Origin of the sequence: Agrobacterium sp. LMR679 (assembly GCF_027157905.1) — a bacterium.
In the GTDB taxonomy this organism is placed as follows: Bacteria; Pseudomonadota; Alphaproteobacteria; order Rhizobiales; family Rhizobiaceae; genus Agrobacterium; species Agrobacterium leguminum.
Window position 1 is genome coordinate 1,778,178 of record NZ_JAPVOJ010000002.1, and the last position, 21,132, is coordinate 1,799,309.

At 61.8% G+C, this 21,132-nt stretch carries 18 protein-coding genes; 13 read left to right on the top strand and 5 right to left on the bottom strand.

The genetic code is table 11. From position 1 onward, the window contains the following. Positions 1-164: 164 nt before the first annotated feature. Positions 165-1,799, bottom strand: coding sequence for a chaperonin GroEL (groL, locus tag O3W47_RS19290; protein WP_063947704.1), 1,635 nt, complete (start codon positions 1,797-1,799; stop codon positions 165-167). A gap of 74 nt (positions 1,800-1,873) precedes the next feature. Further along, positions 1,874-2,170 (bottom strand): co-chaperone GroES, encoded by a 297-nt coding sequence (gene groES / locus O3W47_RS19295; RefSeq protein ID WP_003522946.1) that lies wholly within the window; start codon positions 2,168-2,170, stop codon positions 1,874-1,876. Positions 2,171-2,539: 369 nt separating this feature from the next. On the opposite strand from groES, the gene O3W47_RS19300 reads away from it, so the two are divergent. The 4 genes from O3W47_RS19300 to O3W47_RS19315 all read left to right on the top strand — a co-directional run bounded on the left by O3W47_RS19300 (position 2,540) and on the right by O3W47_RS19315 (position 8,399). After that, positions 2,540-3,388, top strand: coding sequence for a TIGR01459 family HAD-type hydrolase (locus tag O3W47_RS19300; protein ID WP_080817642.1), 849 nt, complete (start codon positions 2,540-2,542; stop codon positions 3,386-3,388). Between the two features lie 47 nt (positions 3,389-3,435). Then, entirely contained in the window at positions 3,436-4,416 is a 981-nt protein-coding gene (locus tag O3W47_RS19305) for a bifunctional riboflavin kinase/FAD synthetase (RefSeq protein ID WP_269314394.1), read from the top strand. Positions 4,417-4,696: 280 nt separating this feature from the next. Further along, entirely contained in the window at positions 4,697-7,600 is a 2,904-nt protein-coding gene (gene ileS, locus O3W47_RS19310) for an isoleucine--tRNA ligase (protein WP_269314395.1), read from the top strand. Between the two features lie 154 nt (positions 7,601-7,754). Further along, entirely contained in the window at positions 7,755-8,399 is a 645-nt protein-coding gene (locus O3W47_RS19315) for a hypothetical protein (RefSeq protein ID WP_269314396.1), read from the top strand. A gap of 50 nt (positions 8,400-8,449) precedes the next feature. Here the strand turns inward: O3W47_RS19315 and O3W47_RS19320 are convergent, their stop codons facing one another. Then, positions 8,450-8,908: a nucleoside deaminase gene (locus O3W47_RS19320; RefSeq protein WP_137452309.1), complete on the bottom strand. Its 459-nt coding sequence runs from the start codon at positions 8,906-8,908 to the stop codon at positions 8,450-8,452. A gap of 71 nt (positions 8,909-8,979) precedes the next feature. On the opposite strand from O3W47_RS19320, the gene O3W47_RS19325 reads away from it, so the two are divergent. The 3 genes from O3W47_RS19325 (at position 8,980) to O3W47_RS19335 (ending at position 12,554) form a co-directional block, all read left to right on the top strand. Then, the gene (locus O3W47_RS19325; RefSeq protein WP_269314397.1) at positions 8,980-10,902 is read left to right on the top strand and encodes a pseudouridine synthase; all 1,923 of its coding nucleotides are present in this window, start codon (positions 8,980-8,982) and stop codon (positions 10,900-10,902) included. Further along, positions 10,883-11,440, top strand: a complete 558-nt coding sequence (rsmD, locus tag O3W47_RS19330) for a 16S rRNA (guanine(966)-N(2))-methyltransferase RsmD (protein ID WP_269314398.1) — start codon at positions 10,883-10,885, stop codon at positions 11,438-11,440. The genes O3W47_RS19325 and rsmD overlap by 20 nt, the downstream gene beginning before the upstream one ends. A gap of 187 nt (positions 11,441-11,627) precedes the next feature. Continuing rightward, entirely contained in the window at positions 11,628-12,554 is a 927-nt protein-coding gene (locus tag O3W47_RS19335; protein WP_269314399.1) for a patatin-like phospholipase family protein, read from the top strand. 176 nt (positions 12,555-12,730) lie between these two features. On the opposite strand, the gene O3W47_RS19340 is transcribed toward O3W47_RS19335, so the two are convergent. Next, positions 12,731-14,560: a monovalent cation:proton antiporter-2 (CPA2) family protein gene (locus O3W47_RS19340; protein ID WP_269314400.1), complete on the bottom strand. Its 1,830-nt coding sequence runs from the start codon at positions 14,558-14,560 to the stop codon at positions 12,731-12,733. A 116-nt stretch (positions 14,561-14,676) separates the two neighbouring features. On the opposite strand from O3W47_RS19340, the gene O3W47_RS19345 reads away from it, so the two are divergent. The 6 genes from O3W47_RS19345 to lpxK all read left to right on the top strand — a co-directional run bounded on the left by O3W47_RS19345 (position 14,677) and on the right by lpxK (position 20,690). Then, complete coding sequence (locus tag O3W47_RS19345) at positions 14,677-16,023, top strand: TldD/PmbA family protein (protein ID WP_269314401.1); 1,347 nt, start codon at positions 14,677-14,679, stop codon at positions 16,021-16,023. A 93-nt stretch (positions 16,024-16,116) separates the two neighbouring features. After that, a complete protein-coding gene (locus O3W47_RS19350; protein ID WP_269314402.1) occupies positions 16,117-16,923 on the top strand; it encodes a 3'(2'),5'-bisphosphate nucleotidase CysQ in 807 nt (268 codons plus the stop codon). A gap of 61 nt (positions 16,924-16,984) precedes the next feature. Continuing rightward, entirely contained in the window at positions 16,985-17,224 is a 240-nt protein-coding gene (locus tag O3W47_RS19355) for a DUF4170 domain-containing protein (RefSeq protein WP_003521023.1), read from the top strand. Positions 17,225-17,440: 216 nt separating this feature from the next. Then, on the top strand, positions 17,441-18,763 hold the full coding sequence (waaA, locus tag O3W47_RS19360) for a lipid IV(A) 3-deoxy-D-manno-octulosonic acid transferase (protein WP_003521024.1): 1,323 nt from the start codon (positions 17,441-17,443) through the stop codon (positions 18,761-18,763). Then, a complete protein-coding gene (locus O3W47_RS19365; protein WP_269314403.1) occupies positions 18,757-19,494 on the top strand; it encodes an HAD family hydrolase in 738 nt (245 codons plus the stop codon). Before waaA ends, O3W47_RS19365 begins: the two co-directional genes overlap by 7 nt. Positions 19,495-19,643: 149 nt before the next feature. Then, the gene (lpxK, locus tag O3W47_RS19370) at positions 19,644-20,690 is read left to right on the top strand and encodes a tetraacyldisaccharide 4'-kinase (RefSeq protein ID WP_269314404.1); all 1,047 of its coding nucleotides are present in this window, start codon (positions 19,644-19,646) and stop codon (positions 20,688-20,690) included. Between the two features lie 193 nt (positions 20,691-20,883). Here lpxK and O3W47_RS19375 read toward each other — a convergent pair whose 3' ends face one another. Continuing rightward, positions 20,884-21,105, bottom strand: coding sequence for a DUF2093 domain-containing protein (locus O3W47_RS19375; protein WP_269314405.1), 222 nt, complete (start codon positions 21,103-21,105; stop codon positions 20,884-20,886). Positions 21,106-21,132 lie beyond the last annotated feature (27 nt).

Here is a 21,132-nt window from a genome sequence, read left to right on the forward strand (position 1 = left end):
ACCAATGACACCTGACTTCTTCGAGAAATTTAAACCGGACAGCAGTGGGCCTATCCCAAGGACGAGGCCGATAAGATGCGCCGCCTTCCGTCAATCACGCATGGGCGGCAAAGAAAAAGGGCGGTCCGAAGACCGCCCTTTCCTTATTCCGGTGACAGGACTGATTAGAAGTCCATGCCGCCCATGCCGCCGCCCGGCATTGCCGGCATCGGAGCGTCCTTCTTCGGAAGCTCGGCGATCATGGCTTCGGTGGTGATCAGCAGCGAAGCAACCGAAGCTGCGTTCTGCAGAGCCGTACGAACAACCTTGACCGGGTCGACGATGCCGAGCTGGATCAGGTCGCCATATTCGCCGGTCTGGGCGTTGTAGCCGTAGTTGTCTTCGTTCTTCTCGAGGATCTTGCCGACAACGATGGAAGCTTCGTCACCTGCGTTGTCTGCGATCTGGCGAACCAGAGCCTGCAGGGCGCGGCGGATGATGTTGATACCGGCTTCCTGGTCGTCGTTTTCACCCTTTGCGGTGATCTTCGTGGACGAACGCAGCAGGGCAACGCCGCCGCCCGGTACGATGCCTTCCTGAACGGCAGCGCGCGTCGCGTTGAGAGCGTCGTCGATGCGGTCCTTCTTTTCCTTCACTTCGACTTCCGTCGAACCGCCGACGCGGATAACGGCAACGCCGCCAGCGAGCTTGGCAAGACGTTCCTGCAGCTTTTCGCGGTCGTAGTCGGAGGTGGTTTCTTCGATCTGGGCCTTGATCTGGGCAACACGGCCTTCGATGTCGGACTTCTGGCCGGCGCCGTCAACGATCGTGGTGTTTTCCTTGGAGATCGAAACCTTCTTCGACTTGCCGAGCATGTCGAGGGTAACGTTTTCGAGCTTGATGCCGAGGTCTTCGGAAATGACGGTACCACCGGTCAGGATGGCGATGTCTTCCAGCATGGCCTTGCGGCGGTCGCCGAAGCCCGGAGCCTTGACGGCAGCGATCTTGAGGCCGCCACGCAGCTTGTTGACGACGAGCGTTGCAAGAGCTTCGCCTTCGACGTCTTCAGCGATGATGACGAGCGGCTTGCCGGTCTGAACGACAGCTTCGAGAACCGGCAGCATGGCCTGGAGGTTCGAGAGCTTCTTTTCGTGCAGGAGGATGTATGCGTCTTCGAGGTCCGCAACCATCTTTTCCGGGTTGGTCACGAAGTAGGGCGACAGGTAGCCGCGGTCGAACTGCATGCCTTCGACGACTTCGAGTTCGGTTTCAGCGGTCTTGGCTTCTTCAACGGTGATGACGCCTTCGTTGCCGACCTTCTGCATTGCTTCAGCAATGTCGAGACCGATCTGACGCTCGCCGTTTGCGGAGATCGTGCCGACCTGCGCAACTTCTTCAGACGTGTTGATCTTCTTGGCCTTGGCCTGAAGGTCCTTGACGACTTCAGCAACGGCCAGATCGATACCGCGCTTCAGGTCCATCGGGTTCATGCCGGCAGCAACCGCCTTGGAACCTTCGCGAACGATGGCCTGGGCCAGAACGGTCGCGGTGGTGGTGCCGTCACCGGCGATGTCGTTGGTCTTGGAGGCAACTTCGCGAACGAGCTGTGCGCCCATGTTCTCGAACTTGTCTTCCAGTTCGATTTCCTTGGCGACGGAAACGCCGTCCTTGGTGATGCGCGGAGCGCCGAAGGACTTGTCGATAACGACGTTACGACCCTTCGGGCCGAGGGTTACCTTCACTGCATCAGCAAGAACGTCGACGCCCTTGAGCATCTTTTCGCGTGCTGTGCGGCCGAATTTTACTTCTTTGGCTGCCATGTTCAAAACTCCTGGTTTCGAATGGCCGGAACGGGTCCGGCTTGAAATTTAAGGAAAGGATGGGTTGGCCGAAATCAGCCGATGATGCCCATGATGTCGGCTTCCTTCATGATCAGAAGGTCTTCGCCGTTGAGCTTGACTTCGGTGCCCGACCACTTGCCGAACAGAACGCGGTCACCAGCCTTGACGTCGAGAGCGACGACCTTGCCGGACTCATCGCGTGCGCCGGAACCGACGGCGACGATTTCGCCTTCCTGCGGCTTTTCCTTGGCGGTATCGGGAATGATGATGCCGCCCTTGGTCTTGGCTTCGGATTCAACGCGACGAACGACGACGCGATCGTGAAGCGGGCGGAAATTGGTGCTTGTCATTGCCTAATCCCTCGATCAAATGACTTCATGAACCTTCGCAGGCTCGCGTGATGGGTGTTAGCACTCTTCTTGTTTGAGTGCCAGCGGAACCGAGATAAGGAGGGCTTCTTCCTGAGTCAAGAACGCCCTGTCTGAAAAATTTCATGGCTTATGGTTATCAGCGTTCCATGACAGAAATTTCCCATGCGCGGACAGGCGCGGCGACGTCGTTCTTTTCGCGCGTTGCGGCCGCATCGCATCTAAGGGGCATTTGTGTTCATGCTGCGTCAGGCGGGCCAAAGACCGGTCTGGCAGCGCTTTTTTCCTTGCCATCGGCGTCCCGCTTTGCGATGTGACGCTCACCCTCTTCTCGCATCCGGAAAGCATCTCATGGCCCATCGCATTCTCACTCTCGGCGAAATTACGGCTGGGTTCGACGTTATTCTTTCGGATGTCTGGGGCGTGCTGCACAATGGCGTCAGCGCCTTTCCGGATGCGGCGGTTGCCCTGCGGGAAGCGCGCAACGCCGGCAAGACGGTGGTGCTGATCACCAATTCGCCGCGCCCCGCTCCCGGCGTCATCGCCCAGCTTCGCGTTCTCGGCGTGCCGGATGAGGCCTATGACCGTATCATCACGTCCGGCGACGTCACCCGCGGCCTGATCGCGGAAGGTCCGAAAAAGGTCTTCCTGCTCGGCCCGGAACGGGACATGCCGCTGCTGGAAGGTCTCGATGTCGAATGTGTCGGCGAGGCGGAAACGGAATCCGTGGTCTGCACCGGCTTCTTCGACGACGAGACGGAAACGCCCGAAGACTATACCGAAATGCTCAAGGGCTTCATTGCCCGCAACGTGCCGATGATCTGCGCCAATCCCGATCTGGTGGTGGAGCGCGGCGAGCGCATCATTCCCTGCGCCGGCGCCATGGCCGCCTATTACGAACAGCTCGGCGGCGAGGTCCGCATTGCCGGCAAGCCGCATGCGCCGATCTATGAAGCCTGCCTTGCGGCGGCCAAGGAGGTGCGCGGCGCCTTCGCCAAGGATCGCGTGCTCGCCATCGGCGACGGCATGCCGACGGATGTGAAGGGCGCGATTGCGAGCGGCCTCAACCTTCTTTATATCAGCGGCGGCATTCACGCCGCCGAATATACGCTGAACGGCCAGACGGACGAGGCGCTTCTCAACGCCTATCTCAAGGGGCAGGGCGCGGCTCCCGGCTGGTGGATGCCCCGTCTCGCCTGAGGACGTCTTGCCTGAGGAATAGCTGGCGCAGGAATGGATCGATTGCCATGACCGTTTTTCACCGCAATGAAAAAAAGGAGCCGCTGCCGGAAGCTCTTCGCGGCGGCGTCATCGCCATCGGCAATTTCGACGGCGTGCATCGCGGCCACCGGGCTGTGCTGGATCGTGCTCTGGAACTGGCGGAAGCCCGTGGCGTTCCCGCGCTGGTGCTGACCTTCGAGCCGCATCCCCGTTCTGTCTTCCGTCCCGATACGCCGGTCTTTCGCCTCACGCCCGCGCCCGTGAAGGCGCGCATCCTTGAGGCCATCGGTTTCCGCTCCGTCATCGAATATCCCTTCGACCGGGAATTTTCGCAGCGCTCGGCGGAGGAATTCGTCCAGTCCATTCTGGTCGACTGGCTTCACGCGAGCGCCGTCGTCACCGGCTTCGATTTCCATTTCGGCAAGGGCCGCGAGGGCGGCCCGGCATTTCTGATGGAGGCCGGCAAGCGCCATGGCTTCGACGTGACGCTGGTGGATGCCTTCCGCGACGAAGGCGCGGATGTCGTCTCCTCCAGCCGGATCCGCTCGCTTCTGTGCGAAGGCGATGTGGCGGGCGCCGCAGGCCTGCTCGGTTATCGCTTCACGGTGGAAAGCGAAGTCATCGGCGGCCAGAAGCTCGGTCGCACGCTGGGTTATCCCACCGCCAACATGGCGCTGGCGCCGGAAACGGAACTGAAGGCGGGCATCTATGCCGTGCGGTTCCGCCGCCCGGACGGTTCGATCCGCGATGGCGTCGCAAGCTTCGGTTACCGCCCGACCGTTACCGAAAACGGTGCGGCGCTGCTCGAAACATTCGTCTTCGATTTTTCCGGCGATCTTTATGGCGAGGTCTGTTCGGTCTCTTTCTTCGGGCACCTGCGCGATGAATTAAAATTCGACGGCCTCGATCCGCTCGTCGCCCAGATCAGGCGCGATGAAGAAGAGGCAAGGGCAATGCTGTCAGGCGTGCGGCCGCTGAGCGAACTGGACGCCAAGATCGCCTTTTGAGCTGAAAGGGTCGACAGACCCTTATTCCGGCCCTGTTTGCTGTCGCTTTTCTCTTCCTTTTTACTGGAAAACCGCATAAACAATCCGCCATGTCCCAATACCGGTTGATGTTTAAAACTCAGATTGGCCGAATTATTGGCCCGGCTTTCCGCCCGCTCTGACGAGCCGGAAGGTCCGGGATTTTGGCGCTTGTCATGACATTTGTCATGGCGCTTTCCGTATTTGCCCTGTTTTGAATTGAGACGGCGCGACCGCCACGGCGCGCAACAACGGTACGATTATGAGCGACACCGCAGAAAAACTCGACTATTCCGCCACCCTCTATCTGCCGCAGACGGATTTTCCGATGCGCGCCGGCCTGCCGCAAAAAGAACCGGAAACGGTGAAGCGCTGGCAGGAGATGGGCCTTTACAAACGCCTGCGCGCCTCCGCCGCCGGCCGCGAAAAATTCGTGCTGCATGACGGCCCACCCTATGCCAACGGCAATATCCACATCGGCCACGCGCTGAACAAGATCCTGAAAGACGTCATCACCCGCTCGTTCCAGATGCGCGGTTACGACGCCAATTACGTGCCGGGCTGGGATTGCCACGGCCTGCCGATCGAATGGAAGATCGAGGAAGCCTATCGCGCCAGGGGCAAGAACAAGGACGAGGTTCCGGTCAACGAATTCCGCAAGGAATGCCGTGACTTCGCGGCCGGCTGGATCAAGGTTCAGTCGGAAGAGTTCAAACGCCTCGGCATCGAGGGCGACTTTGAAAACCCCTACACCACGATGAACTTCCACGCAGAAGCCCGCATCGCCGGCGAACTCCTGAAGATCGCCCGCACCGGCCAGCTTTATCGCGGCTCGAAGCCCATCATGTGGTCGGTGGTCGAGCGCACTGCGCTGGCGGAAGCCGAAGTCGAATATGCCGATGTCGAGAGCGACATGATCTGGGTGAAGTTCCCGGTTGTGCAGGCGGCTCCTGTTCTTTCCGGCGCTTCCGTCGTCATCTGGACGACCACGCCGTGGACCATCCCCGGCAACCGCGCCATCGCGTTTTCTTCGCGGGTCGAATACGGCCTGTTCGAAGTCGAAAGCACCCAGAACGATTTCGGCCCGCAGCCGGGCGAAAAGCTGATCTTCGCCAAGAAGCTCGCCGATGAGGCCGCAGCCAAGGCGAAGCTGACCTTCAAGCTCGTTCGCGATGTCAAAACCGAAGAACTGGCCGCCATCACCTGCGCCCATCCTTTGGCGTCGCTCGGCTACGATTTCCCGGTTCCGCTTCTCGAAGGCGATCACGTCACCGACGATGCCGGTACGGGTTTCGTGCACACCGCGCCGAGCCATGGCCGTGAGGACTTTGATGTCTGGACCGCGCATCAGCGTGAGCTGGAAGCGCGCGGCGTTTCGTCGGCCATCCCGTTCCCGGTTGGCGATGACGGTTTCTACACCGAAGACGCCCCCGGTTTCGGCCCGTCTGCCGAAGGCGGCGCTGCCCGCGTCATGGACGACAACGGCAAGAAGGGCGATGCCAACGACCGCGTCATCAAGGCGCTGATCGCGGAAAACAACCTGTTTGCCCGTGGCCGCCTGAAGCACAGCTATCCGCATAGCTGGCGCTCCAAGAAGCCGGTCATCTTCCGCAACACGCCGCAATGGTTCGTCTATATGGACAAGGAACTGGGCGACGGCACGACGCTGCGTTCGCGTTCGCTGAACGCCATCGATGAGACGCGTTTCGTTCCGGCCTCCGGCCAGAACCGCCTGCGCGCCATGATCGAAGGCCGGCCCGACTGGGTTCTGTCGCGCCAGCGCAGCTGGGGCGTGCCGATCGCCGTCTTCGCCGATGAGAAGGGTGAAGTCCTGATCGATGAGGCCGTCAACGCCCGCATCATCGAGGCCTTCGAGGCCGAAGGTGCGGATGCCTGGTTCGCCGAAGGCGCCAAGGAACGTTTCCTCGGCAATGACCACGACCATGCCCGTTGGCAGCAGGTCATGGACATTCTCGACGTCTGGTTCGACAGCGGCTGCACCCACACCTTCACGCTGGAAGACCGCCCGGACATGAAGTGGCCGGCGGACGTCTATCTCGAAGGTTCCGACCAGCATCGCGGCTGGTTCCATTCGTCGCTGCTGGAAAGCTGCGCGACGCGTGGCCGTGCGCCTTACAACGCCGTTGTCACCCATGGTTTCACCATGGATGAGAAGGGCGAGAAGATGTCCAAGTCCAAGGGCAACGTGGTCTCGCCACAGGAAGTCATGAAGGACGCCGGCGCCGATATCCTGCGCCTGTGGGTCATGACAACGGACTACTGGGATGACCAGCGCCTCGGCAAGGCCATCATCCAGACCAATGTCGATGCCTATCGCAAGCTGCGTAACACCATCCGCTGGATGCTCGGCACGCTCGCCCATTATGAGGGCGAGGAGATCGCCTATGACGATCTGCCGGAGCTGGAGAAGCTGGTGCTGCACCGCCTGTCCGAACTGGATGGCGTCGTGCGTGAAGGTTATGACGGCTTCGAGTTCAAGAAGATCGCCCGCGCGCTGGTGGATTTCGCCAATGTCGAGCTTTCGGCCTTCTATTTCGATATCCGCAAGGACACGCTTTATTGCGACGCGCCGTCTTCGCTGAAGCGCCGGGCGGCCCTGTCGGTCATCGCCAAACTGTTCGATTGCCTCGTCTCGTGGCTCGCGCCCATGCTGCCCTTCACCACCGAAGAGGCGTGGCTTTCGCGCTACCCGGATGCGGAATCGGTGCATCTCGTCCAGTTCCCGGAAATCCCGGCGGAATGGAAGAACGATGCGCTGGAAGCGAAGTGGGAAAAAATCCGCAAGGTCCGCACGGTCGTCACCGGCGCGCTGGAAGTGGAACGCCGTGAAAAGCGTATCGGCTCCTCGCTGGAAGCTGCCCCTGTCGTCCACATCGCCGACGCCGATCTTCTGGCGGCGCTGAAGGGGCAGGATTTCGCCGAAATCTGCATCACTTCGGCCATCTCGGTGGTGGGCGATGAAGGCCCGGCCGATGGCTTCCGCCTGCCGGAAGTGGCGAAGGTCGTGGTCGAGCAGAAGCTGGCGGAAGGCACAAAATGCGCCCGTTCCTGGCGCATCACCACCGATGTCGGCTCCGATCCGGCCTATCCGGAGGTTTCCGCCCGTGATGCGGCCGCGCTGCGAGAGCTTGCAGCCCTCGGATGATCCGATGCGCGATGAAAATGACCGGATGAATTGCGCTTTGCCTCTTCATCCGGTACACCTGCCTGAAAATGGCCGGATTTGCACGGCAATGCGGGCTGCCGCCTGCCGAAAGACGATGTCTGGCGAAGTGGGACGGACGGCTGGAAGGGTTTCAATGAAGACGATGCAGGGTAATGCGCAGGGTTTGGGCATGTTTCGCACGGTTGTTGGCGTCACGACGATAGGCGTGCTGCTGGGCGCCTGCACGAGCCCGACCTACGGTACGGGCAAGACGGCGGCGGAACAGCTTGTCGACGATCTCGGCAACGCGACCTCGATCACCGGCAACGATCAGGAAAAGCGCAACCTGAAATACAGCCCGCGCCCCGGCCTCGTCGTTCCCGCCCAGGCCCGTGCCGAACAGCTGGCAGAGCCGCAGCAGAACATGGCAAGCCGCGAAAACAATCCGCAATGGGTCGAATCGCCGGAAGAAACCCGCGAACGCCTGCGCGAAGAGGCGGATGCCAACAAGAACAACCCGCATTATCGCTCGCCGCTGCTGGCAGGCAACGGCACCGCCGGCCAGATGACCGAAACCCAGAAATGGGAAGCCTTCCGCAAGGCCAAGGCCGAAGCCCAGGGCGGCTCCGTCGTCAACGCCCAGCGCAAGTTCCTCACCGATCCGCCGGCCGAATATCGCAGCGTCCCGCAGGATCAGCTGACCGATCTCGGCGAGCCGGAACAGAAGAAGGAAAAGCGCCGCAAGAAAGAAGCGGCCGTGGCAAACACCGGCAAGAGCTGGTGGAACCCCTTCCAGTAATAACGAATGGCTGATGGCCTGCGGGAAAGCTTGCGCCTCCCGCCGGTCGCTCAATCGTCTAGACGTTTCTCGCGGAAAAATTGCCGCAGGATTTCCGCACTTTCGCTTTCCGCCAGTCCCGAATAGACATCCGGCGCATGGTGGCATGTCGGCTGGCTGAAGAAACGCACGCCACTCTCCACTGCGCCGCCCTTCGGGTCTCGCGCGCCGTAATAGAGCCGGCGGATACGGGCGAATGAAATCGCCGCCGCGCACATGGTGCAGGGCTCCAGTGTCACGTAGAGATCGGCGCCGGGCAGGCGTTCCTGCTCCAGCGCTTCGCAGGCCATGCGGATCACGGCGATTTCGGCGTGAGCCGTCACATCGTTCAATTCACGGGTGCGATTGCCGGAACGGGCGATGACGCGGCCGTCCAGAACCAGTACGGCGCCGATCGGAACCTCCTGCCGCTCAGCCGCGGCACGGGCTTCCGAAAGCGCCAGTTCCATGAAATGCGTCCTTTCGGCCATTGCGTTTCAATTTCCTCTTAACCCTTGTGCTTGGACCTGATAGGACAGCCCAAACAACAGGCAAACAGCAAATGACTTTTAAAGACAAGCCGAAGCGTGACGGCGGCAAGACATTTAGCCGCGACAGGAAGCCGAAAGGCCCCGGCAAGCCCGCCGCAGAGCGCGAAAAGAAACCGACCGAGGCAAAGGTCGCCCCGGTGCCGGAAACCGTTGGCGCTTCCAAGCCCGAGCGCATTTCCAAGATCATGGCGCGCGCCGGTGTGGCCTCGCGCCGCGATGTCGAGCGCATGATCATGGAAGGCCGCGTGTCGCTGAACGGCGTCAGGCTGGATACGCCGGTGGTGAACGCCACGCTGTCCGACAAGATCGAAGTCGACGGCATGCCGATTCGCGGCGCTGAGCGCACGCGCCTGTGGCTTTACCACAAGCCCGCCGGTCTGGTGACGACCAATTCCGACCCGGAAGGCCGCCCGACCGTTTTCGACAATCTACCGGGTGAACTGCCGCGTGTGCTCTCCATCGGCCGCCTTGATATCAATACCGAAGGCCTGCTGCTGCTCACCAATGATGGCGGTCTTTCCCGCGTGCTGGAACTGCCGACCACCGGCTGGCTGCGCCGCTACCGCGTGCGCGCCCATGGCGAGGTCGATCAGGCCGCGCTCGACAAGCTGAAGGAAGGCATTGCCGTCGACGGCGTGCTCTACGGTGCAATCGATGCCACGCTCGACCGCACCCAGGGCCACAATGTCTGGATCAGCATGGGTCTGCGTGAAGGCAAGAACCGCGAGATCAAGAACGTGCTCGGCGCGCTCGGTCTCGAGGTCAACCGCCTGATCCGCGTTTCCTACGGTCCGTTCCAGCTCGGCGATCTCGCTGAAGGCAAGGTACTGGAAGTGCGCGGCCGCATGCTGCGCGACCAGCTCGGCCCGCGTCTGATCGAACAGGCCGGCGCCAATTTCGACGCGCCGATCTACAATGCGCCCGTTGAGGATGAAGAAGACGACACGCCGAAGCGGCCCGTGAAATCCGAATGGGCGAAGAGCGATGCGCCGGAAGGCAAGCCGCGCTTCGAAAAGAGCGGCAAGCCCGAGGATCGTCGTGAAAAGGCGCTCGGCCGTCTCGATACCAAGCGCGGCGACAAGCCGCCCGGCAAGTTCGGCTCCAAGCCCGCCGGGAAATTTGGCGCCAAGGGCCGCAGCGAGGATGAGGGCGACGACCGCCGCCCCCGCCAGCCCGCCGGCACCAGCCGCACGGCCAATGTCTGGATGGCGCCCGGTGCAAGGCCCACCCGTGACGGCAAGGAACGCAAGTCTTCCGCCCGCGCGGAAGCTGAAAACCTCTTCAAGAAGCCTTCCGCCCAGGATGAAGCGCGACGCAACGTCGTGCGGCATGCCGATGCAGAGGGCGAGTGGATCCGCTCAGATTCCCCCCGCGAAGAAGAAGCTGGTCGCGGACGCGGCGACCGTCCGCGTGGCGAAAAGAGCTTTGGTGATCGTGGTGGACGCGGCGGAAAGCCGTTCGGCGACCGGCCATTCCGCGACAAGCCGCGTGAAGAAGGTGATCGCCCGCGTGGCGACCGTCCGCGCGGTGAAAAGAGCTTCGGTGACCGCCCGGCACGCGGCGGCAAACCGTTCGGCGACCGGCCGTTCCGTGACAAGCCGCGCGAAGAGGGTGACCGCCCGCGCAGCGACAGCCCACGTGGCGAAAAACCTTTCGGTGACCGTCCGTTCCGCGACAGGCCCCGCGAAGACGGTGACCGCCCGCGCGGCGAGCGCCCTGCGGCAGACAAGCCCCGTGGCGGCAAGCCGGCCGGTAAACCCGGCTTCGGCAAGCCATCTTTCGGAAAATCGGGCGAGCGTAGCGAACGTTCGGGTTTCTCAGGCAAGAGCAAAGGCCCCGGTGGTCCCGGCGGCGGCAAGCCGGGCGGCAAAGGCCCGGGTGGCAAACCTTCTGGAGGCAGGGGAATGACACGTAATGCGGATCGTAGGCGGTGAGTTCCGCGGCCGGAGTTTGGCCGCGCCGAAATCGAATTCCATTCGTCCGACCATCGACAGGACGCGGGAAAGCCTCTTCAATATTCTAAGCCATGCCTATTCGGAAAGTCTGGATGGCACGCGCGTTCTGGACGTTTTCGCCGGAACCGGTGCGGTCGGTCTGGAGGCGCTTTCGCGCGGCTGTCGCGTGGCGCTCTTCGTCGAAAACGGCGTGGAGGGCAGGGGGCTGCTCTGGGAAAATATCGATGCGCTGGGTCTGCATGGCCGCGCCCGCATTTTGCGGCGTGACGCCACCAAGCTCGGCGGCGTCAACAATATCGAGCCCTTCGATCTTCTCTTCGCCGATCCGCCCTATGGCTATGGCCATGGCGAGAAGGCTTTCGCGGCCGCCCATGGCGGCGGCTGGCTGAACCCCGGCGCGCTCGCCATTCTCGAAGAGCGCGGCGATGTGACGGTCAAGGTCGATCCGGTTTTCAAGCCGCTCGAAAGCCGCATCTTCGGCGATACGAAAATGCATTTCTACCGTTACGAGCCCTAAAGCATTTCCAGCAAAAGTGGAGCCCGGTTTTCCGTCCGGAAATGCGACATAACAAAGAGTTAGAGTGTTTTCGCGATTCGAAGAAAAGCGAAAATGCTCTAACAGGAGCGTTTCCCGTCACGCCACGGTCTTGTCTTGTTTGCGCAATAGGCAGAGTCTTTGCCGTGGAAAGAATTTGGGTATTCGCATGGAGCAGGGTGTAAACGAGAGCATAACGATTGTCCGCGCCGGGGAAGAGGTTCTCGAAGGCGACGGCTCGAGTGGCCACGAGCCGACTTTCGGACTGGCGCTTGGCGGCGGCGGCGCACGCGGCATCTGCCACATCAACGTCATCGAGGCGCTGGACGAACTCGGCATCCGGCCCGTTGCGATTTCCGGTTCGTCCATCGGCTCCATCATCGGCGCGGGCATGGCGGCCGGCATGACCGGCCGGGAAATCCGTGAATACACGCTTGAACTGATGGGACGAAAAGGCTCGGTCGCCAACCGGCTCTGGAGCCTCGGCCCGGCATCGATGCGCCATGCGGTGGACGGTTTTCGCCTCGGGCAGTTCAACCTCGAACTCATCCTGCACGCCCTGATGCCGCAGGCTCTGCCGAAGGATTTTTCCGAGCTTGCCATTCCGCTCAAAGTGATAGCCACGGATTATTACGCCCAGACCGAAGTGGTGGTGGAACGCGGCGAGATCATCCAGGCGCTGGCCGCATCTGCCGCCATTCCCGCATTGTTCATGCCGGTGCGTATCGATGGCCGCATCATGATCGACGGCGGCATTTTTAATCCGGTGCCCTATGAGCATCTGCTCGATCACGCCGATATCGTCATCGGCGTCGATGTCGTCGGCGGCCCGGAAGGTGACGGAACCACAATGCCGAACCGGCTGGACAGCCTGTTCGGCGCCAGCCAGCTGATGATGCAGGCGGCGATTGCCCTGAAACTGAGGTTACGTCCGCCGCATATTTTCCTGCGCCCGCCCGTGCACCGTTTCGGTGTGCTGGATTTCCTGAAGTCCGAAGAGGTGCTGAACGCATCGGCCGGCATCAAGGACGATCTGAAGCGGCAGATCGACATGCAGGTGGAGCTGTTTCACCGCGGGCAGGGTGTGGAGGCGTGACAAGTGAGGCGAGTTTTCTTCTCCCCGAGGGGGAGAAGGTGGCCCGAAGGGCCGGATGAGGGGGGTACCCTCTCCGAATATCGCTACTCTTGCCCCCTCATCCCGCTGCCGCGGACTTCTCCCCGGCGGGGAGAAGAAACAAGTGGCGCTCTCCCAGTCACTAAGTTGAACTCAATTCAAAGCGAAACTTCTGTCTCGCTGTCCTCCGCATCCTCTTCTTCTTCCCACTTTTCCGCCTTGGTCTTCGGCTTCATCAGCGGTTCGGGCTTCACCTCGCGCACCGGCTTGTTGTGCAGCATCTGCCGGCCGGCGGCGAGGCCTTCCACGGCCTGCAGTTGAAGCCGCTCCTCGTCGCGTTCGCGAATGTCGTCAGCAATCGCCAGCGCCCTCTCGCCGTCCATATCCAGCCCCTCCAGAATGCGCCTGCCAAACAGGAGGCCCGATTCCAGCGTTTCGCGGATTTCATATTCCACGCCCTTTTTCCTGAGGTCGAGGGAATGCACGCGGTCATAGGAGCGGGCATAGATGCGCACGCTCGGAAATTCCGACTGGATCATGTCGATGATACGGTCGGTCACCTCCTTCTTGTGGGTGCAGACCGCAACGAGATCGGCCCGCTCGATGCCGGCGGCGATCAGCACGTCCTTGCGGGTGCCATCGCCGAAAAAGATGCGGAAGCCGAAACGGGCTGCCTGCCGCACGCGGTCGGCCGAGCTGTCGATGACGGTCACGTCGCGCCCGCCGGCGAGAAGGATCTGCGAGGCGATCTGGCCGAAGCGGGAAAAGCCGATCATCAGCACATCCGCGCCTGCCCCGTCGAAATCCTCTTCCAGCTTGTCCTCTTCCGCATCTTCCGCCGTCAGCCGGCGTGAAATCACCGCCAGAAGCGGCGTCAGCGCCATGGAGAGCGTGACGACGGCAACGAGGATCGAGGCCGTCGCCTGCGGAAACAGCCCGGAGGCGGCAGCCGTGGTGAAGAGCACGAAGCCGAATTCGCCGCCCTGCGCCAGAAGCAGCGCGATGCGGCTCGATGCATAACGCGACGAGCCGGCGATGCGGCAAAGGCCATAGATCAGCGCCGCCTTCACCGCCATCATCGCCGGCACGGCGATCAGGATGAGCAGAATATGCTCATAGACGATATGAATATGCAGCGACATGCCGACCGCCATGAAGAACAGCGCCAGAAACAGACCACGAAACGGCTCGATATCGGCTTCCAGCTCGTGTCGGTAGGAGGATTCCGACAGCATCAGCCCCGCCAGCAGCGCCCCCATGCCCATCGACAAGCCCACCGCCTCCATGATGGCGGCGGCGCCGATGACGACGAAGAGGGCGGCGGCGATCATCACTTCCCTCGCACCGGTGCGGGCGATGATCTGGAACATCGGCGTCAGAAGATACCGCCCGGCCAGCACCATGCCGGCCACGGCAACGACGGAGGCGATGAGATCGGACACCATCGAATCCGTCGGCACATCCGGCCGGTTGGAAAGAATGGTGACGAGGGCGAGAAGCGGCACGATGGCGAGGTCCTGAAACAGCAGGATCGAGAAGGACCGGTTGCCGTGCCGCGTATTCATGTCGCCGTCATCGGCAAGGATTTGCAGCGCAAAGGCGGTGGAGGAAAGCGCAAGGCCGAAACCGGCGATGAGGCTGCCGCGCCAGTCGATCAGCCCCGCCCACCAGGCAATCGCCGCCAGAACGCTGCCCGTCACCAGCACCTGCGCCATCCCCAGCCCTAAAATATCGCGCCGCATCTGCCAGATGCGCGACGGCTTCAGTTCCAGCCCGATGATGAAGAGCAGGAAAACGACGCCCAGTTCCGAGACGTTGAAGATGTCCTTCGCATCCGTGACCAGATGCAGGAACGGCCCGATGATGATGCCCGCCACCAGATAACCGAGCACGGTGCCGAGCCCCAGCTTGCGGAAAACCGAGGCCGCGATGACCGCGCCGGCCAGAAGCAGCAGGGGTTCGGAAAAGAGAGCGTCGTGCTCGGTCATGCGGGCGGACTTTCGAATAGGGTGGCGACAATACCGTCCGAATGGAGAAAGCGGCGTTTCGCCCTTGATGCGGGGTTCCTGGCACAATAAATGGAACAGGAATGAAAGGCCAACTCATGTCCTCAGAAATAGATTCTTCCAAACTTCTCGATCGCGCCAGCCAGCTTGTCGATCTTGCCCGCGCCGCCGGTGCGGATGAGGCGGATGCCGTTGTCGTGCGCTCCCGCTCGCAATCGGTCGGCGTGCGGCTCGGCAAGGTGGAAAGCACCGAATCCTCCGAAAGCGACGATTTTTCCCTGCGCGTCTTCGTTGGCCGCCGGGTGGCGAGCGTTTCGGCCAATCCGGGCTTCGACCTGAAGACCTTGGCGGAACGGGCCGTGGCCATGGCGAAGGTCTCGCCGGAAGACCCCTTTGCCTGCCTTGCGGACAAGGAACGGCTGGCTACTTCCTATGACGATCTAGAGCTTTTCGACGCGACGGAAGTGTCGGCCGATCAGCTGCGTGAGGCAGCCCTTGCTTCGGAAGAGGCAGCACTCGGCGTCAAGGGCGTCAGCAATTCCTCAGGCGCCGGCGCATCGAGCGGCATGGGCGGCCTCGTGCTTGCCACATCCCACGGTTTTTCCGGCAGCTATATGGGCAGCCGTTTCAGCCGCTCCGTCAGCGTCATTGCCGGCGAAGGCACGAAGATGGAGCGCGACTACGATTTCGACAGCCGCCTTTATTATGCCGATCTCGATGCCGCCGAAGAAATCGGCCGGCGCGCCGGTGAAAAAGTCGTGCGCCGCGTCGGCCCGCGTCAGGTCGATACCGGCAGCAACATCACCGTGGTTTTCGATCCGCGCATCGCCCGCGGCTTTGTCGGTGCGATTGCCGGCGCCATCAACGGCGCGTCGGTTGCCCGCAAGACCAGCTTCCTGCGCGACAAGATGGGCCAGCAGGTTCTGAAAAAGGGCCTTTATCTCACCGACGATCCGCAGATCGTGCGCGGCCCGTCCTCCCGTCCCTTCGATGGCGAGGGCGTGCGCGGCGGGAAGATGACGATGATCGAGGACGGAGTTCTCAAGCACTGGTTCCTGTCCACCTCGGCGGCGCGGGAACTCGGCCTTGAAACCAACGGTCGCGGCGTGCGCGGCGGCACGGCGGTTTCACCGGCCTCCACCAATCTGGCGCTCGAGCCGGGCGATCTCTCGCCGGAGGACCTGCTGAGACAGGTCGGAACCGGCTTTTACGTCACCGAGCTGATCGGTCACGGCGCCAATATGATCACGGGTGAATATAGCTGCGGGGCGAGCGGTTTCTGGATCGAGAACGGCGAAAAGACCTTCGCGGTTTCCGAGGTCACCATCGCCTCGAACCTGAAGGACATGTTCATGCGGGTTACGCCGGCCAATGATATCGATCGTAAATACGGCGTCGCCGCCCCGACGCTCGCCATTGAAGGCATGACGATCGCGGGCAAGTGAGACGGCCCGCGGGTTGTTTTCGCCAGCACTTTGTGTGCAAGTGCGAAAAGAAAAACGGGCGCGCCGTGTGAGGCGCGCGGAAAAGACGGCAAAATGAACGATATGGCTGAGGCCCGCTGGGCCTCCGATCTGAGGCTGGTGCTTGAAGCCGCCCGCAAGGCGGGCGAGACGGCCCTCGGTTTCTTCCGCAAGGATCCCGAGGTCTGGTGGAAGAATGGCGGGCTTTCGCCGGTCAGCGCGGCCGACTACGCCGCCAATGAAATTCTCGAAACCATCCTGCGCTCCGCCCGGCCGGATTACGGCTGGCTTTCCGAAGAGACGGATGACGATACGGACAGGCTTTCCCGTTCCACCGTCTTCGTCGTCGATCCCATCGATGGCACCCGCGCCTTCATCGGCGGCCGGGATACCTGGTGCGTCAGCGTCGCGGTGGTGCATGAAGGGCGGCCGGTGGTCGCGGCCCTTGTCGCCCCGGTGCTTGCCGAGGAGTTCACCGCATTTGAAGGCGGCGAAGCGCTGAAAAACGGGACGCCGGTTTTTGCCGCGCGCGAAAACGCCGGCATCTTCCATCTGGCGGCGCCCGAAGACGTGATCACGCATCTGCCGGAAGAGGTGCGGGGCACCGTCAAGCGCATTCCGCACGTGCCCTCGCTCGCCTACCGGCTGGCCATGGTGGCGGATGGCCGCATCGACGGAACGCTGGTCAAGGCCAACTCGCACGAGTGGGATCTCGCCGCCGCCGACCTCATTCTGGAGAAGGCCGGCGGCCGGCTGGTCGGGCTCGATGGAAAACCTCTGATGTATAATCGCCGGCAGGTGAACCACCCCGCATTGTGCGCCGCAGCAGATTATGCGCTGCCTGCACTTTTGAAAGCGTTTTCACATCTGTCTGACAGTTGACGTTTGCCGGGAAATCCCGCAGATGAATGCCTCTCTCAGAGTTTAAGAAAGAGACAAAGACATGACGGAATCTGGCAAACAGAAACAGCTGCTGCACCTCGTATTCGGCGGCGAACTGGAAAACCTTCAGGATGTTCAGTTCCGGGATTTGAAGGCGCTCGATATCGTCGGTATCTATCCGGACTATGCTTCCGCGCTCACCGCATGGAAGTCCAAGGCGCAGATGACTGTCGATAACGCCCATATGCGTTATTTTATCGTGCATATGCACCGTCTTCTCAATCCGGACGACAAAATTTGAGTCCTTTTGCCCTTGCGTTGTAATACTATTGGGTGAAAGCGAGTTTTCCCGTGATTCCTGCGCGAGCGGCGCAGGCCGGGAATACCGGGGCGAGAAAATGTGATCGCGCTTTCGTTTCCGATGACAAAAAATGACGCAATTTGAGAAGAAGTAGGCGGCGATAACAACCAAAAACAGGGGAAGGGCATTGCGCGGAATGATCAAGGGCAGAATGTCATGAGCAGCCGTATCGCACGTTTCGCTCTTTCCGGTTACCGCATTGCCGGTATCGCCGCTTACCCGTTCGCGAAGCCCTATCTTTCCTATCGGGCGGCGAAGGGCAAGGAAGACAAGCGCCGTCGGCTCGAACGTTTCGGTTATGCCAGCGCCGAGCGCCCGCGCGGGCCGCTGGTCTGGTTCCATGCCGCAAGCGTCGGCGAAACGCTGGCGCTTATTCCGCTGATCCGCGAAATCCGCAAGCGCGATATCTTCGTGCTTTTGACCACCGGCACCGTCACATCGGCCGAACTGACCCGCACGCGGCTCGGCGACGATGTGATCCACCAATATGTGCCGCTCGATATCAAGATCGCGGTCAACCGTTTCCTGACCTACTGGGCGCCGGATGCCGCCATCACCGCTGAATCGGAAATCTGGCCGGTGACGATGATGGAGCTGGAACGCCGGCACATTCCGCAGATCCGGGTCAATGCACGTCTCTCCGACCGTTCCTTCGACCGCTGGAAAGCCCGGCATGACATTGCTGAATCGCTGTTTTCCAAGCTGGCGCTGGTGGTTGCGCAATCCGATCTCGATGCCGAACGTTTCCGCGATCTCGGCTCCTGGCCGGTGGTGATTTCAGGCAACCTCAAGGGCGACACCGACCCGCCGCCCTGCGACGAGGCGCTGCTGGAGAGCTATCGCAAGCAGGTCGGCAATCGCAAGACATGGGCCGCCATCTCCACTTTCGACGGCGAAGAGAAGGCTGCCGCCACCGTGCATGCGGCGATCAAGTCGCGCAATGGGCAACTGACCATCATCGTACCGCGCCATCCCGAGCGCGGCGACGATGTCGAGGCGATGCTGAAGGGCATGAATCTTTCGGTCGCCCGCCGCAGCAGGAATGACGTGATCACCCCGGAAACCGATATTTTCCTCGGCGATTCCATCGGCGAAATGGGGCTTTACCTGCGGCTGACCGAGCTTGCCTTCGTTGGCCGCTCCCTGACTGCCGAGGGCGGGCAGAACCCGCTGGAACCGGCGATGCTCGGCTGCGCCGTCCTGTCTGGCGCGCATGTGCAGAATTTCCGCGAGGCCTATCAGAAACTGATCCGTGCCGGCGGCGGTCGCATCATCCGCGATGTGGAGATGCTGGCCAAGGCGGTGCATTATCTGCTGGTCAACGACAATGAGCGTTACAAGATGATCGATGCGGGCAACCGGGTCATTCAGGATATGCGCGGCGCGCTGTCCTCCACCGTCAAGGCGCTGGAACCCTATATCAATCCGCTTACCGTTTCCGCCAAGCTGCAACCGCGGAGCGCCATCGGTTCATGGTAGCGGATATCGAACTCAACGCGGCGCAATCGATCGCCGCAGTCCTTTTCGACAAGGACGGCACGCTTCTGGGTTATGACGCCAGCTGGGGTCCGGTGAACCGCGAGCTTGCGGCGATTGCCGCCAAGGGCGATCCCGTTCTTGCCGACCGGCTTCTTTCCGTCTGCGGCATGGACCCCGTTACCGGTCATGTGGTACCGGACAGCCTTCTGGCCGCCGGCAATACGGCGGAAATCGCCACGGGTCTGGTCGCCGCCGGCTCGCCCTGCGATGTCGGGGAACTGACGGCGCGCCTCGACCGACTGTTCACCGAGGCGGCGGATAAATCCGTGCCCGTCACCGATCTCAAGGCGTTTTTCGCAAGGCTGAAGGCGCGCGGCTACAAGCTCGGCATCGCCTCCAGCGATAACGAAAACTCCATCCGCCAGACGGCCATCCGCTTCGGTTTCGAAAAGGACGTCGATTTTGTCGCGGGATATGACAGCGGTTACGGCACCAAGCCGCAGCCCGGCATGGTTCTCGGTTTCTGCGAGGCAATAGGCTTCCCGCCGGAACGCGTGGCGGTGGTCGGCGACAATAACCACGATCTGCATATGGCGAAGAATGCCGGAGCCGGTCTGCGCATCGCCGTTCTGACGGGAACAGGCTCACGCGAAAGCCTCGGCGCGGATGCCGATTTTTGTTTCGACGACATCACCGCGCTTGAAGCGCTTTTGCCGGAACGGGCTCTCTGAACCCGGTGGAATTTCCGCCGGGCCGGGTGCGGCTCCATCAAACCCGTTTATTCCATTTTTGCAAATTACGGTTTTTTCTGGCAAACAACCTCCTGACATGTGACGGGCGAACGGAATGCCGTGGGCGACGCGGCCGGGAGCGGGAATAGATGGTTTCTGAAGCGCCGCCGTTCTGGTGGCAGAAAGCGGGATGGCAGGCGTGGCTCCTGTCTCCTTTCTCGCTTCTTTACGGCAAGATCGCCGGCCGGCGAATGCGAACGGCGAAGAGGGCGAGCGTTGCCGTTCCGGTTATCTGCATCGGCAACTTCACCGTGGGCGGCGCCGGCAAGACACCGACGGCGATGGCAATTGCGAGAGCCGCCGTCGCAAAGGGCCTGAGACCCGGATTTCTCAGCCGCGGTTACGGCGGCACGCTCGACGTCACCACCCTTGTCGATCCCGGACAGCACCGCTCGGCCGATGTCGGCGACGAGCCGTTGCTCCTGGCGCGGGAGGCGGTCACGGTCATTTCCCGCAAGCGCGTGGAAGGCGCACACCGGCTGGTGAAGGAAGGCGTCGATCTCATCATCATGGATGACGGTTTCCAGAGCGCACGCCTGACGCTGGACTACGCGCTTGTCGTCATCGATACGATGCGCGGCATCGGCAATGGCCATCTTGTGCCGGGCGGTCCGGTGAGGGCGCCGCTTGCCGAACAGATGCGGCATATGACCGGGCTCCTGAAGGTCGGCAATGGCCATGCGGCCGATGCCCTGGTCCGGCAGGCGGCAAAGGCCGCCAAACCCGTCTTTGTGGCGGCGATCACGCCGCAGGAGCCACAGGATTTCAGGGGAAGGCGCGTGCTGGCCTATGCGGGCATCGCCGACCCGGCCAAGTTCTATCGAACCGTCGAGGCGCTCGGCGGCGACATCGTGCTGCAGCGCTCTTTCCCGGATCATCACCACTTCAGCGACGACGAGATCGCCGATCTTCTGCAGGACGCCGGTAAAGACAACCTGCAGCTGGTGACGACGGCCAAGGACGCCGTGCGGCTCAACGGGCACCACGGCCGGGCGGAAGAATTGCTGTGGAACAGTTTGGTGATCGAAATCGACATGGTGTTCGACGACCCCAACGCGGCCGCGACGATCATCGATACGGCGGTGAGGAACTGCCGTGCGCGCCTGCTGCGGGACAATGCGCGGACGTCGCTCTAGAGTACTGAAGAAGATAAACCGCCGTGCACCCACTTCCCCTCATTCCTGTGCTTGTCACAGGAATCCAGTCGACGCGCGTCTGCGCGGCGGGGAGAGTTCTTTCAGCCCAAGGACTTGGGCTGGCTGGATCCCTGTGACAAGCACAGGGATGAGGGGAGGCACACGCGCTATACTCAACGCGCCGCTTCCCAACTCATGCCGGCAAATTGCCAGCCTTCTTTTCGGCCTCCAGCGAAGCCGCCGCATCCACATAGGCCTCCTGCCGCGCCACGTTCCAGTAGCGCAGTTCATCGAGCGGAATGCTTTTGCCGGTAATGGCGCAGATGACGTGCGAGCCGGTCTGGACGATGCGGAAGTCACCGTCGAGATATTCGATGACGGCGAGGCGGTTGCCGCCTCCTTCAAATCTGTTCATCCGTTTTCGTCTCCTGCTCTGTCCCGT